The 13,025-nt window shown below is 64.9% G+C and carries 10 protein-coding genes; 7 read left to right on the forward strand and 3 right to left on the reverse strand.

Features of this window, described 5'->3' with window-relative positions:
* Window positions 1–51 precede the first annotated feature (51 nt).
* Window positions 52–2,361, reverse strand: a complete 2,310-nt coding sequence (locus Q0743_RS03880; RefSeq protein ID WP_298240270.1) for an NADP-dependent malic enzyme — start codon at window positions 2,359–2,361, stop codon at window positions 52–54.
* 246 nt (window positions 2,362–2,607) lie between these two features.
* Between Q0743_RS03880 and Q0743_RS03885 the strand changes: the two genes are divergently transcribed.
* On the forward strand, window positions 2,608–4,578 hold the full coding sequence (locus Q0743_RS03885; RefSeq protein WP_298240271.1) for a hypothetical protein: 1,971 nt from the start codon (window positions 2,608–2,610) through the stop codon (window positions 4,576–4,578).
* 171 nt (window positions 4,579–4,749) lie between these two features.
* Here Q0743_RS03885 and aspS read toward each other — a convergent pair whose 3' ends face one another.
* Window positions 4,750–6,522, reverse strand: coding sequence for an aspartate--tRNA ligase (aspS, locus tag Q0743_RS03890; RefSeq protein ID WP_298240272.1), 1,773 nt, complete (start codon window positions 6,520–6,522; stop codon window positions 4,750–4,752).
* Window positions 6,523–6,721: 199 nt separating this feature from the next.
* Here aspS and Q0743_RS03895 point away from each other — a divergent pair, with 199 nt between their 5' ends.
* A complete protein-coding gene (locus tag Q0743_RS03895; protein ID WP_298240273.1) occupies window positions 6,722–8,194 on the forward strand; it encodes a YdiU family protein in 1,473 nt (490 codons plus the stop codon).
* Between the two features lie 104 nt (window positions 8,195–8,298).
* Window positions 8,299–8,565: a hypothetical protein gene (locus Q0743_RS03900; protein ID WP_298240274.1), complete on the forward strand. Its 267-nt coding sequence runs from the start codon at window positions 8,299–8,301 to the stop codon at window positions 8,563–8,565.
* Window positions 8,566–8,629: 64 nt separating this feature from the next.
* On the opposite strand, the gene Q0743_RS03905 is transcribed toward Q0743_RS03900, so the two are convergent.
* Window positions 8,630–8,809, reverse strand: a complete 180-nt coding sequence (locus Q0743_RS03905) for a hypothetical protein (RefSeq protein ID WP_298240275.1) — start codon at window positions 8,807–8,809, stop codon at window positions 8,630–8,632.
* A 131-nt stretch (window positions 8,810–8,940) separates the two neighbouring features.
* Here Q0743_RS03905 and Q0743_RS03910 point away from each other — a divergent pair, with 131 nt between their 5' ends.
* From Q0743_RS03910 to Q0743_RS03925, 4 genes are read left to right on the forward strand one after another with little or no spacing between them, the layout of a single operon-like run.
* Window positions 8,941–9,789: a phosphodiesterase gene (locus Q0743_RS03910; RefSeq protein WP_298240276.1), complete on the forward strand. Its 849-nt coding sequence runs from the start codon at window positions 8,941–8,943 to the stop codon at window positions 9,787–9,789.
* 1 nt (window position 9,790) lies between these two features.
* Window positions 9,791–10,741, forward strand: a complete 951-nt coding sequence (locus Q0743_RS03915; RefSeq protein ID WP_298240277.1) for a carbohydrate ABC transporter permease — start codon at window positions 9,791–9,793, stop codon at window positions 10,739–10,741.
* Window positions 10,738–11,607: a carbohydrate ABC transporter permease gene (locus Q0743_RS03920; protein ID WP_298240278.1), complete on the forward strand. Its 870-nt coding sequence runs from the start codon at window positions 10,738–10,740 to the stop codon at window positions 11,605–11,607. Before Q0743_RS03915 ends, Q0743_RS03920 begins: the two co-directional genes overlap by 4 nt.
* A gap of 11 nt (window positions 11,608–11,618) precedes the next feature.
* Window positions 11,619–12,953, forward strand: coding sequence for an ABC transporter substrate-binding protein (locus tag Q0743_RS03925; RefSeq protein ID WP_298240279.1), 1,335 nt, complete (start codon window positions 11,619–11,621; stop codon window positions 12,951–12,953).
* Window positions 12,954–13,025: the final 72 nt, after the last annotated feature.

Raw genomic sequence — 13,025 nt, forward strand, 5'->3', positions numbered from 1 at the left:
CCGCGGCGAGCCACCCTCTCCCACAAGGGGAAAGGGAAGAGCAGCTCGCCCTTACGTAAACAGCGTCGGCTGCTGCCGTGCGGCGCGCTCCTGCGCTTCGACGACGGCCACCGCCGTCATGTTGAGGATGCCGCGCGCCGTCACCGACGGCGTCAGGATATGCGCCGGACGCGCCGGGCCGATCAGGATCGGGCCGACAGGCAGCGCGTCCGCGAGCGACTTGATCATCTGATAGGCAACGTTGGCAGTGTCCAGCGTCGGCATGATCAGGATGTTGGCCTCGCCCTCCAGCTTGGAATGCGGCAGCACCATCTTTCGCGCCGCGACGGAAAGCGCCGTATCGCCCTGCATCTCGCCGTCAGCCTCGATTTCCGGATGCTTGTCCTTCAGCAGCTGGGTCGCCAGCCGCATCTTGCGCGAGGAGTCGGTATCGTAGCTGCCGAAATCCGAATGCGAGATGAAGGCGATCTTCGGCTTGATGTTGAAGCGCTGGACATGGACCGCAGCGAGCGAGGCGATCTCGGCGAGCTCTTCCGCGCTCGGATTGGGCCGCACCTGGGTGTCGGCGATGAAGAAGGCGCCCTTGCTGGTGATCAGCAGCGCCAGCGCCGCGTAATCGCTGATTCCGGGCGAGAAGCCGACGATCTCGCGGACATGGCGCAGATGGCTCATATAGCGACCCTCGACGCCGCACAGCATGGCGTCCGCCTCGCCGCGCGTGACCGCGAGCGCCGCGATCACCGTGTTGTTGGTGCGAACCACCGTGCGCGCCGCGTCCGGCGTCACGCCGCGGCGGCCGGCGACCTCGACATAGGACTGCACGTAAGAACGGTAGCGCGGATCGTCCTCGGGATTGACGAGATCGAAATCCTTGCCGGCGCGGATCGAGAGGCCGAACCGCTTGATGCGCGCGTCCACGACCGAAGGACGACCGACCAGGATCGGCCGCGCCAAATTCTCCTCCAGCACCACTTGCGTGGCGCGCAGCACGCGCTCGTCTTCGCCTTCGGCGTAGATCACGCGTACCGGCTGGGTCTTGGCCTTGGCGAACATCGGCTTCATGACGAGGCCGGAGCGGAAGGCGAAGCGCTCGAGCAGCGCAGTGTACTCGTCGAAATTGGTGATGGGCCGCGTTGCGACGCCGGACTCCATCGCAGCCTTCGCCACCGCGGGGGCGATGCGCAGGATCAGGCGTGGATCAAAGGGGCTCGGAATGAGGGAGCCCGGGCCGAACCCCTGCGTCTCGCCGGTATCAAAACCTTGCGCGACGGCATCCGACGGTGCCTCGCGCGCGAGCTGCGCGATCGCCTCGACGGCGGCGTGCTTCATCTCCTCGTTGATGGCGGTGGCGCCGACGTCGAGCGCACCGCGGAAGATGAAGGGAAAGCACAGGACGTTGTTGACCTGGTTCGGGTAGTCGGAACGGCCGGTGCAGATCATCGCGTCAGGGCGCGCCTTGCGCGCCTCTTCCGGCATGATCTCCGGGGTCGGGTTGGCGAGCGCCATGATCAGCGGCTTGTCGGCCATGGCCTTGGCCATCTCGGGCTTGAGCACGCCCGGCGCCGAGAGGCCGATGAAGATGTCGGCGCCGCCGATGACGTCGGCGAGCGTGCGCTTGTCGGTCTTCTGCGCATAGACCGCCTTCCAGCGGTCCATCGAGGTGTTGCGGCCCTCGTGCACGAGACCGTCGATGTCGCAGACCCAGATGTTCTTGCGCTGTGCGCCCATCGACACCAGGAGATTGAGCGTCGCGATCGCCGCGGCCCCTGCCCCCGACGCAACGATCTTGACGTCCGACAGCTTCTTGCCGTTCAGCCTCAGACCATTGGTGATGGCGGCGGCGACGATGATCGCGGTGCCGTGCTGGTCGTCGTGGAAGACCGGGATCTTCATGCGCTCCTTCAGGCGCGTCTCGATCTCGAAGCACTCGGGTCCGCGGATGTCCTCCAGATTGATGCCGCCAAAGGTCGGCTCGAGCGCCGCCACGGTCTCGACCACGCGGTCGATGGTGTCCGCGGCGATCTCGATGTCGAACACGTCGATGCCGGCAAATTTCTTGAACAGCACGGCCTTGCCTTCCATCACCGGCTTGGAGGCCAGCGGGCCGATATTGCCGAGGCCGAGCACGGCGGTGCCGTTGGAGACCACGGCGACCAGATTGGCGCGGGTGGTCAGCGTGGCGGCTTCGGCCGGATTCTTGGCGATCTCGGTGCAGGCCGCGGCAACGCCCGGCGAATAGGCCAGCGCGAGATCGCGCTGGTTGGCAAGCGGCTTGCTTGCCTGGATCTCGAGCTTTCCGGGGCGCGGCAGACGATGGTAGGCGAGCGCCGCCTGGTGGAGATCATCAGAATAGGACGACATGCGGTGTCTCGCCTCGCTTTACCGGCCTCAAAATGCACGATCCGGGGCCGCCATCCAAGCGGACCGAATTTCCGGGTCATGGAAGCGGGATGAAGCACGCCGGGCGCCCCGGTGGCAACATCCGATTGCGCGCCCATCAACAGGGGGCGCGGTCAAATATCTGAAAACCATAGCTTTCCCTGGACCGCGCGGCGTTTCGCGAATATGGCAGGTTGCGCGGTGCAAAACGGGCAACTGGAGCTGGGAATGAAGCGCATCCTGATCGGCGTGATCGCAACTCTCGTGCTCGGCGCGGGCGGATGGTTCGGCTTCAATCTCTATGTCCAGCACCGGGCGACCAACGAGGTCGAGGCGGCCTTCGCGCAGCTGCGCTCGGGCGGCGGCAAGGCGAGCCATGGCAAGATCACATTCGACGTGATGAGCCGGACGCTGACGATCGAGGACATCGCGGTCGAGCCCGGCAACCCGTCGCAGGGGCACGTCAAGATCGGCGCCTTCAACAGCACGGGCGTCCGCCAGATCGGCGAGACGCGCTTTGCCGCTGACGGCATCGACATCTCAGGCGTCGAGATCGCGTTTGACGAAGTCGGCCCCGGCAAGATGAAAGTGGCCTACAAGATCCCGCAGGTGACGCTGCGCGACTATGCGGGTCCTCTCCGCGTCCAGAACGTGCCGGCATCGAACTCCCTGAGCGACGTGTACCGGTTCGTGCTCGACCAGTTCGCGAGCGTGACGGCAACGTCTGTGACGATCCCGTCCCTGAATGTCAATTTCGACGCTGGCCGCGGCGCCGGCAGCGGCGAAGCGATCTATTCCGGCCTTGCGCTCCAAAACCTCGGCCGCGGCAAAGTCGATGCGATGAAGACGGACCGCGCCACCTTCGCGATCAACGTTGCGCAGCCGGGCAAGGCGGACAAGCTGACTGGCGAAATCTCCGGCATCATCGTCAATGATTTCGACGCGGCCCCGATCCTCGCTGCGCTCGATCCGCAGGCGCGCAGCGACGACAATTACCGCCGGGTCTACCGGCAAATCTCCGCCGGCCCTTACGTGCTGAAGTCCGCGCTCGGCCTGCATTTGGACATCGACGGCTTCGACCTGGAAGACATCGACGTGCAGCCGTCGAAGCTCCATTTGTTCGAGATGTTTGCCAAGCTGCCGCAGGACAAGTCGGTCCTGCCAACGCCGGCGCAGACGCAAGAGCTGATGGAGAGGGTCGCCGGATTTTACGAGGGTATTCGCATCGGCAAGGCCGAAATCGGCAAGACCTCGATTGCCACACCGCAGAAGTCAGGGAAGATCAACGCAATTCGCTACCAGCAGGGCGAATTCGCGATCGAGGGCGTCGATGCCCCCTCGCCGCAGGGTCCGTTCAAGATAGAGCGCTTCGCGCTCAAATCCTTCAGCATACCGAACCTGATGCGCTGGGCGGCAAGCCTTAGGACCGCCGGACAGCCGCCCTCGCCCGATCAGATGCTGGGACTGTTCCGGGTGCTCGAAGGCGCCGAGGTCAAGGGGTTGGTTGCGCCCCATAAGAACACGCGGCAGCCCATCACTGTCGACACGATCAGCCTGAACTGGGGTCAGCTGGTGGGATCGATCCCGAGCAAGGCCAGTCTGGTCGTGAAGATGGTGACGCCGACCGATCCCGCCAATCCGGCGCTGCAGCCGCTGATCGTGGCAGGCGTGGACAAGCTTGCGATCGACCTCGATCTCGGTGCGGCCTGGACGGAGGCATCAGGCGCGTTCGCGCTGGCGCCGGCCACGCTCGATCTCGGCAACCTCGCCAAAGCCCAAGTCAGCGTGGCGCTCGCCAAGGTGCCGCGCGAGATCTTCACCACGACGGACCCGTTGGAGGCCATGGGCCAGTTGGCGCAGGTCGAGACCGGCGCGATCGAGTTGTCCTTGCGCGACCGCGGCGTGGTCGACCTGATCGTGGCCCAGTTTGCGCGCATGCAGAATGTCAGCCGCGACGCCGCGCGCAGCGCCATCGTCGAGATGATACGGGCACAGGGCGAGAAGATCGCGGCCTCCAATCTTGATGCCAGGAGCGCGGTCGATGCATGCGCCGGCTTCGTCGAAACGTCGGGACAAACGCTGAGCATCAAGCTGACGCCGTTCGGCAAGCTGCCGGTGCTTCAATTGATGGATGTTCTCCAGAACGAGCCGATCATCGCGCTGGCGCAATTCCGGATCGAGGCGTCGACGGGGTTGTAGGGCCGCAGCGGCGGTGCGCTCCCTCGCCCCGTTCTTACGGGGAGAGGGCTGGGGTGAGGGGCTGCTTCCGCAATCACGGTGAGAGTGGACTCGTGGAGAGCCCCCCTCACCCGCCTCGCATCTGCGATGCGATGCGGCCTCTCCCCGCGTGCGGGGAGAGGCAAAGAACACTCACTTCTGCGGCAGGTTCACCCGCACATGCAGCTCGCGGAGCTGCTTGGTGGTGGCTTCCGACGGCGCGCCCATCAGCAGGTCCATGGCCTGCTGGTTCATCGGGAACAGCGAGATCTCGCGCAGGTTGGTGGTGCCGCAGAGCAGCATCACGATGCGGTCGACACCTGCGGCCATGCCGCCATGCGGCGGCGCACCGTACTGGAAGGCGCGGTACATGCCGCCGAAGCGGTCGACCACTTCCTGCTCGCCATAGCCTGCGATCTCGAACGCCTTCACCATGGCTTCCGGCACGTGGTTGCGGATGCCGCCCGAGGCGATCTCGTAGCCGTTGCAGGTGATGTCGTACTGGAACGCCTTGATGGTCAGCGGGTCCTGGCCCTTGAGCGCCTCGAGGCCGCCCTGCGGCATCGAGAACGGGTTGTGCGAGAAATCGACCTTCTTGTCGTCCTCATTGTACTCGTACATCGGGAAGTCGACGATCCAGGCGAGCTCGAACCGCTCCTTGTCGGTGAGGTTCAATTCCTCGCCGACCTTGTTGCGGGCAAGGCCAGAGAACTTCCAGAACTTGTCGGGGTCGCCGGCGACGAAGAAGGCGGCATCGCCTTCCTTGGTGCCGATCTGCGCGCGGATCGCAGCGGTCCGCTCCGGCCCGATGTTGTTGGCGAGCGGGCCCGCACCCTCACCGCCCTCGCGCCACATGATGTAGCCGAGACCGGGCTGGCCCTCACCCTGCGCCCACGAGTTCATGCGGTCGCAGAAGGCGCGGCTGCCGCCGCCCGGCGCCGGGATCGCCCAGACCTGGTTCTTGGGGTCTTCGAGCATCCGAGCAAAGACTTTGAAGCCCGAACCGCGAAAATGCTCGGAGACGTCCTGCATCTCGATGGGATTGCGCAGGTCCGGCTTGTCGCTGCCGTACTTCCGCAGCGCCTCGGCGAACGGGATGCGGCGCCAGTTCTTGCTCACCGGCTTGCCCTTGGCGAACTCCTCGAACACGCCGGTGATGACGGGCTCCATCGCCGCGAATACGTCTTCCTGCGTGACAAAGCTCATCTCGACGTCGAGCTGGTAGAACTCGCCCGGCAGACGGTCGGCGCGCGGATCCTCGTCGCGGAAGCAGGGCGCGATCTGGAAGTAGCGGTCGAAGCCCGACATCATCAGCAGCTGCTTGTACTGCTGCGGGGCCTGCGGCAACGCATAGAACTTGCCGGGATGGATGCGCGAGGGGACGAGGAAGTCGCGCGCGCCTTCCGGCGATGACGCGGTCAGGATCGGGGTGTTGAACTCGAAGAAGCCCTGCCCCTCCATGCGCCGGCGCATCGACTTGATGATCTCGACGCGCGTCATGATGTTCTGGTGCAGCTTCTCGCGGCGCAGGTCGAGGAAGCGGTACTTGAGGCGGATGTCTTCGGGATACTCCTGGTCGCCGAACACGGGCAGCGGCAGGTCGCCGGCCGGGCCCAGCACCTCGATCTCGGTGACATAGACCTCGACCTTGCCGGTCGGCAGCTCGTCATTGTCGGTGCCTTCGGGGCGGCGGCGGGCCTTGCCGTCCATCCGCACCACGAATTCCGAGCGCAGCTTCTCCGCCAGCGCGAAGGCCGGCGAGTCCGGGTCGACCACGCACTGGGTCAGGCCGTAATGGTCGCGCAGGTCGATGAAGAGCACGCCGCCGTGGTCGCGAACGCGATGGACCCAGCCCGAGAGGCGGATGGTCTCGCCGATGTTGCTCTCGCGGAGCGCGCCGCATTTATGTGACCGGTAGCGATGCATGGTCGTCCCAAAATCGATGTCTGAAGGATAACGAATCGAACCGCCTGTCGTGGGCCGGTCCGAGATTGCGGCAGGGTTTACCCGACGCGACCCAAGGCGGCAACCAAGGGAACGGCCTGTTTGGGGCCGGAAGTGCCCATTTTTGGCATATCGGAGGCCGAACCTTTGCCATCGGGCGTTCCAGCCCTATCTTGAGGCCATGACGGTGCATTTCCCCTTCCAGAACTCCTACTCGGCGCTGCCGGACAGCTTCTTTGCCCGCGTCGCGCCAACCCCGGTCGCGGCCCCCCGGCTGATCAAGCTGAACCGCCCGCTGGCCATCCAGCTCGGGCTCGATCCGGACCTGCTGGACACGCCTGAAGGTGCCGCGATCCTGGCCGGGAAAACGGTTCCCGCCGGCGCCGACCCCATCGCCATGGCCTATGCCGGCCACCAGTTCGGCCATTTCGTGCCCCAGCTCGGCGACGGCCGCGCCATCCTGCTCGGCGAGGTCATCGACCGGGACGGCGTCCGCCGCGACATCCAGCTCAAGGGCTCGGGTCCTACCCCGTTCTCCCGCCGCGGCGACGGCCGCGCGGCGCTGGGGCCCGTCTTGCGCGAATACATCGTCAGCGAAGCCATGTACGCGCTCGGCATCCCGACCACGCGCTCGCTCGCCGCGGTCGTCACCGGCGAGCACGTCCTCCGCGAGACCGCGTTGCCCGGCGCGGTGCTGACCCGCATCGCCTCCAGCCACATCCGCGTCGGCACCTTCCAGTTCTTTGCCGCCCGCCGCGAGACCGACGCGATCCGCCGGCTCGCCGATCACGTCATCAACAGGCACTATCCGGAGCTGCGCGACGCGGAACGACCCTATCACGCGCTGCTCGCCGGCGTCGTCGCGCGCCAGGCAAACCTCGTCGCGCGCTGGCTGCTGGTCGGCTTCATCCACGGCGTGATGAACACCGACAACTCATCGATCTCAGGCGAGACCATCGACTACGGCCCCTGCGCCTTCATGGACGCCTACAACCCCGCGCAGGTGTTTTCCTCGATCGATGAGATGGGCCGCTACGCCTATGCCAACCAGCCGCGCATCGCGCTTTGGAATCTGACGCGCCTTGCCGAATGCCTGCTCCCGCTGTTCTCGGATGAGCAGGAGACGGCGGTCGCCGAAGCCCAGGACATTCTCGGCGCCTTCTCGGACCAGTTCAGCGACGCCTATCAGGCGGGCCTGCGCCAGAAGGTCGGCCTGTTCACGGAGCGTGACGGCGACGAGGCGCTGATCCAGGATCTGCTCGACGCCATGGCCAAGAACCAGGCCGACTTCACCCTCACCTTCCGCAAGCTCGGCGAGGCCGCAGCCGATGACGCCGCCGACGCCCGCGCACAGTTCATGGAGCCCGCCGCCTTCGACGAATGGGCCGGCCGCTGGCGCGCCCGCATTGCGCTGGAGCCGCAGAGTGCAGCCGAACGGCAGGCCGCGATGCACGCCGTCAATCCGATCTTCATCCCGCGCAACCACCGCGTCGAAGCCGTGATCCGGGCTGCCGTCGACGATGACAATTACACGCCGTTCGAGGAGCTGGTGCAGGTGCTGGCGAAACCGTTCGAGGACCAGCCGGACTACGCCGCCTACGCCGATCCGCCGCTGCCGGACCAGCGAGTGCTGCGGACGTTCTGCGGGACGTAAAAGGTCCGTAGGATGGGTTGAGCGAAGCGAAACCCATCGCCATCATACGCGGAAAGATGATGGGTTTCGCTTCGCTCTACCCATCCTACGCAGTGGACCGCAAGATGACCGAGCCCCCCATTCTAACGAAAGACGAGATCGAGGCGATCAAGGCACGCTGCGAGCAGGCCACCGCGGGTCCCTGGAAATCGTTTGTCGAAACACGCGACAAATTCAGCGGCTCAGACTTCATCCAAACCGGCGGCGAGGACATCTATCTCACCGGCGCGACGCTCGCCGATCAAGAGTTCATCGCCCACGCGCGGCAGGACATCCAGAGACTGATCGCCGAGATCGAGCGTCTGCGCGCGATTTCTTCGCAGGGTGGGTAGAGCACCGCGAAACCCGTCGAGATCGAGGGCGGCTGCAATGACGGGTTTCGCGGCGCTCCACCCATTACCACAAGCCATCTGCTGATTTTCCGATGATGGCATCATGCCCCTGTTTTGCCCGACGAGTCAATCTTTTTCGTAAAATCAGCATCTGGCTGCGAGCGCCGGCCAAGCCATTGATCTTGCAATCATCGGCTACTGTGCATGGGGTTGTTTTCGCGATTTTGTACGGCTTGCGCTTCACCCCTTCGCTTCCTGTGGAATTCGAAGCGCGCGGGAACCGCTGTCATCAAACTGAAACACACGCCATCTAACCGCCTGTCAGGGTCGTCTCGCCGGAGGCGCCCATCCTCCAACGATCCTGACAAGCGCGCCGTGCCCTTCAAATTCATCCACATCACCGACACGCATCTGGCGAACCCCGGCTCGACGCTCTATGGCCTCGACCCGCGCGCCCGGCTGGACGCCGCGATTGCCGACATCAACAAGCACCAATCAGATGCCGCCTTCGCGGTCGTGACCGGCGATCTCACCCATTGGGGCGAGGCTGAATCCTACGCCAATTTCGCCGACGCGATGGCCGCGCTGAAGATTCCCTACATCGCCATGGTCGGCAATCACGACAAGCGCGTGATCTGCCTGGACGCGCTGAAGGCCGCGCCGCGCGATGCCAACGGCTTCGTGCAGGGCACGCGCACCACCGAGCATGGCCTGTTCGTCTTCCTCGACACGCTGGACGAGACCAGCCACGCCGGCGAGATGTGCGCCAAGCGTTTCGACTGGCTTGCGAAGACGCTTGCTTCCGCGCCGGCAGGCCAGGAATTCGTCGTCTTCATGCATCACCCGCCCTTCCCGATCGGCGTCCACGCGATGGACGAGATCGGCTTGAAGCAGAGCGCCGAATTCGCCGAGGTGATCGCGCCCTATCGTTCGCGCATCCGCCATCTCTTCTTCGGCCACGTGCACCGTCCGATCTTCGGCAGCTACGGCAAGATCCCGTTCTCGACCCTGCGCGGCACCAACCACCAGGTCTGGTTCGAGCTCGACGCGAACGCGCCGCACCTCGCAAGCCACGAGCCGCCGGCCTATGGCGTGGTGCTGATCGACGACCAGAACATCGTCGTGCACAGTCACGACTTCCTCGACGAAAGTCTGCGCTTCCCCTTCGAGCCGCCGGCGGGAATGGACGGCCGCGACTATGCGCTCAAGTTCCCGGCGCGGTGAGATGAGCCTCGCCGAACCCGCTTCTCTCGCGGTCGCGACCTCGGCGGCGCCGCGCCTGGACGTCCTCCGGCGCTTCACCACCCGCTTCAAAGCCTCGCTGCCGGCCTATCTGCTGCTATTGCCCTCGCTGGTCTTCCTCGCCCTGTTCACCTACGGCGCGATGGGACGCGTGCTCGTCGATGCGCTCTACCAGCGTGCCACGCCCAAGGCGCCCGTCCGCTTCGTCGGCCTCGACAACATCAGCGCAGTGCTGGCCGACCCCGCCTTTACCGGCGCCGTCGTCAACAATCTCGTCTACGCCGCCGGCACCACGATCCCGAGCATCGCGCTTGCGCTGCTGTTCGCACTGGCCCTGTCGCGCACCAACGCCGTCAGCAGCGCGCTGCGCGCCGCGCTGTTCCTTCCCGTGCTGATCCCGATGGTCGCGGCGTCAGCGCTGTTCATGTTCATCTTCCTGCCCAATGTCGGCCTGCTCGACTTCTACATCGGTCGCCTGCTTCCGGTGCTGCCGAACTGGCTCGGCGACCCCGATGTCGCGCTTTACGCGATCATGGTCATCACGATCTGGAAGAACGCCGGCTATTACATGCTGTTCTTCCTCGCCGGCCTCCAGGCCGTGCCCGAGGACGTGATGGAGGCCGCGCATCTCGACGGCGCCGGGCCTTACATGCGGCTGCGCCACATCATCCTGCCCGAGCTCAAGCCCACCTTCCTGTTCGTCATCGTGATCGCGACGCTCAACGCGGTGACGCAAGTCGACCACGTCTTCGTCATGACCCAGGGCGGGCCGTCAAATTCGACCAACCTCGTGCTGTTCTACATCTATCAGCAGGCGGTCGAGCATTACGACGTCGGCAAGGCCTCGGCCGCGACGCTGCTCACCCTCGCCGCGCTGATGGGCCTCACCGCGCTCTCCTTCCGCACCATGGCGAACCGCGAGGGCGGGCCATGAAACTGTTCGACCGCCTGTTCAGGGATGCCCCGCTCGCCACGAGGGGCGAGATCACGCCGAAGCTCGGCTTCCTGCTGACCGTGCTGCTCGCGATCGTCTGGCTCATTCCGTTCCTGTGGATGGTCGTGGCGACGCTGCGCCCGGCTTCCGACGGCATCAACGCCATGGCCGAGCTGATGCCGAGCCTGAAGCCGACGCTCGACAACGTCAGGGATGCCTGGGAGATCGGCGATTTCCCACGCTACACGCTCAACACCACGATCATCTGCGCCGGCATTCTGCTGGTGCAGTTCGTCACCATCACGCTGGCGGGCTTCGCCTTCGCGCGCCTCGACTTCCTCGGCAAGACGCCGATCTTCTATCTGTTCCTGATGCAGCTGATGCTGGTGCCGGTTCTGCTGATCGTGCCGAACCTGTCGCTGGTGGCGCAGCTCGGCCTCTACGACACGCTGACCGGCGTGATGATGCCGTTCTTCGCCTCCGCCTTCGGCACCTTCCTGATGCGCCAGGCGTTCGAGGCGATTCCGACCGAGCTGGAGGACGCCGCGCTGATCGACGGCGCCAGCCTGCTCCAGCGCATCCGCCACATCTACGTGCCGCTGTCGATGCCGAGCTTCTCCGCCTTCGCCATCATCTCCGTGACCAGCCACTGGAACGACTTCCTGTGGCCGCTGATGGTGATCAATTCGCCGGACAAGCGGCCGCTCACGGTCGGCCTATCCGTGTTCACCAAGACCGCCGAAGGCACCCAGGCCTGGGGCACCATCGCCGCCGGCACACTGATGGTGATCGCCCCGCTGCTCGTCACCTTCCTGATCTTCCAGAAGCGCTTCATCAGCTCTTTCGTCACCTCAGGCATCAAATAGGAGATTTTCCGATGCTGTTCTCCCGCAGGCTCATGCTCGGCCTTGCCATGGCAGGCTCTTTTGCCAGTGCCCTCGCCTTCCCGGCCCTCGCCGGCGAGGGCCCGACCGAGATCGATCTGTTCTTCCCAGTCCCCGTCGACGGCAAGCTCGCCCGCGACATGGGCACCCTGATCAAGGAGTTCAACGAAGGTCACCCCGACATCAAGGCGACTGCCGTCTACACCGGCTCCTATGACGACACACTGATCAAGACGCGCGCCGCCATCAAGGCCGGCAAGCCGCCGTCCGCCGTGATCATGTCCGCCAATTTCCTGCTCGACATGCAGATCGAGAACGAGCTCACCAATCTCGATGCGCTGATCAAGGCCGACGGCACCACCAAGGAGCAGTTCCTCGGCCAGTTCTTCCCGGCTCTGCAGGGCAACGCGGTGATCAACCGCTCGGTCTACGGCGTGCCGTTCCACAATTCGACGCCGCTGCTCTACATCAACGCCGACAAGGCCAAGGAAGCCGGCCTCGATCCGAGCAAGCCGCCGCAGACCTGGGCCGAGCTCACCGACTGGGCCAAGAAGCTGACCAAGCGCGAGGGCGACAAGGTGACCCAATGGGGTCTCGAAATCCCCTGCGCCTACGATTATTGCGGCTGGATGATGGAAACGCTCACCATGAGCAATGGCGGGCGCTATTACAACGAGGAGTTCGGCGGCGAAGTCTATTACGATACGCCTTCGATGCTCGGCGCGCTGACGTGGTGGAACGACCTCGTCACCAAGCACAAGGTGCACCCGCCCGGCGCGACACCTGGGCCTGCCGTCAGCACCGCCTTCATCTCCGGCAACGCCGCGATGATGATGCTGTCGACGGGCTCGCTCACTTACGTACGCGACAACGCCAAGTTCGCCTACAAGGTCGCCTTCATCCCGCGCAACGTCCGCAACGCCGTGCCGATCGGCGGCGCCTCGCTGATCGTCCCGGCCGGCCTCAAGGCCGACAAGCAGAAGGCAGCCTGGACGCTGATCAAGTGGATGACCTCGCCCGAGAAGAGCGGCTGGTGGAGCCGCGCCACCGGCTATTTCGCGCCCAACATGGCCGCCTACAAGACGCCCGAGATGGTCGAATTCCTCAACAAGAACCCGGATGCCAAGACCGCCGTCGAGCAGCTCGACGTCGCCAAGCCCTGGTTCGCGACCTACAAGACCGTCCCTGTCCGCAAGAACCTCGAGGACGAGGTGATGCTGGTCCTCAACGGCAAGAGGCAGCCGAAGGAGGCCCTCGTTGCAGCGCAGAAGGCCGCGGACGAGACCCTGAAGCCGTACAATGCGGAGACGTCGCTGAAGCTGCCGTAACCTATGCTCTCGTCATGCCCGGGCTTGTCCCGGGCATCCACGAACTTGCGCGCGAAAAAGAACGTGGATGGG

Origin of the sequence: uncultured Bradyrhizobium sp. (genome assembly GCF_936943645.1) — a bacterium.
GTDB lineage: Bacteria > Pseudomonadota > Alphaproteobacteria > Rhizobiales > Xanthobacteraceae > Bradyrhizobium.

What these genes read in the sequence shown, in the direction of transcription:
- Q0743_RS03915 (WP_298240277.1), top strand. Translation starts at nt 9,791, where the DNA reads ATGAGCCTCGCCGAACCCGCTTCTCTCGCGGTCGCGACCTCGGCGGCG.
- Q0743_RS03880 (WP_298240270.1), bottom strand. Translation starts at nt 2,361, where the DNA reads ATGTCGTCCTATTCTGATGATCTCCACCAGGCGGCGCTCGCCTACCAT.
- Q0743_RS03900 (WP_298240274.1), top strand. Translation starts at nt 8,299, where the DNA reads ATGACCGAGCCCCCCATTCTAACGAAAGACGAGATCGAGGCGATCAAG.
- Q0743_RS03920 (WP_298240278.1), top strand. Translation starts at nt 10,738, where the DNA reads ATGAAACTGTTCGACCGCCTGTTCAGGGATGCCCCGCTCGCCACGAGG.
- Q0743_RS03925 (WP_298240279.1), top strand. Translation starts at nt 11,619, where the DNA reads ATGCTGTTCTCCCGCAGGCTCATGCTCGGCCTTGCCATGGCAGGCTCT.
- Q0743_RS03895 (WP_298240273.1), top strand. Translation starts at nt 6,722, where the DNA reads ATGACGGTGCATTTCCCCTTCCAGAACTCCTACTCGGCGCTGCCGGAC.
- Q0743_RS03885 (WP_298240271.1), top strand. Translation starts at nt 2,608, where the DNA reads ATGAAGCGCATCCTGATCGGCGTGATCGCAACTCTCGTGCTCGGCGCG.
- aspS (WP_298240272.1), bottom strand. Translation starts at nt 6,522, where the DNA reads ATGCATCGCTACCGGTCACATAAATGCGGCGCGCTCCGCGAGAGCAAC.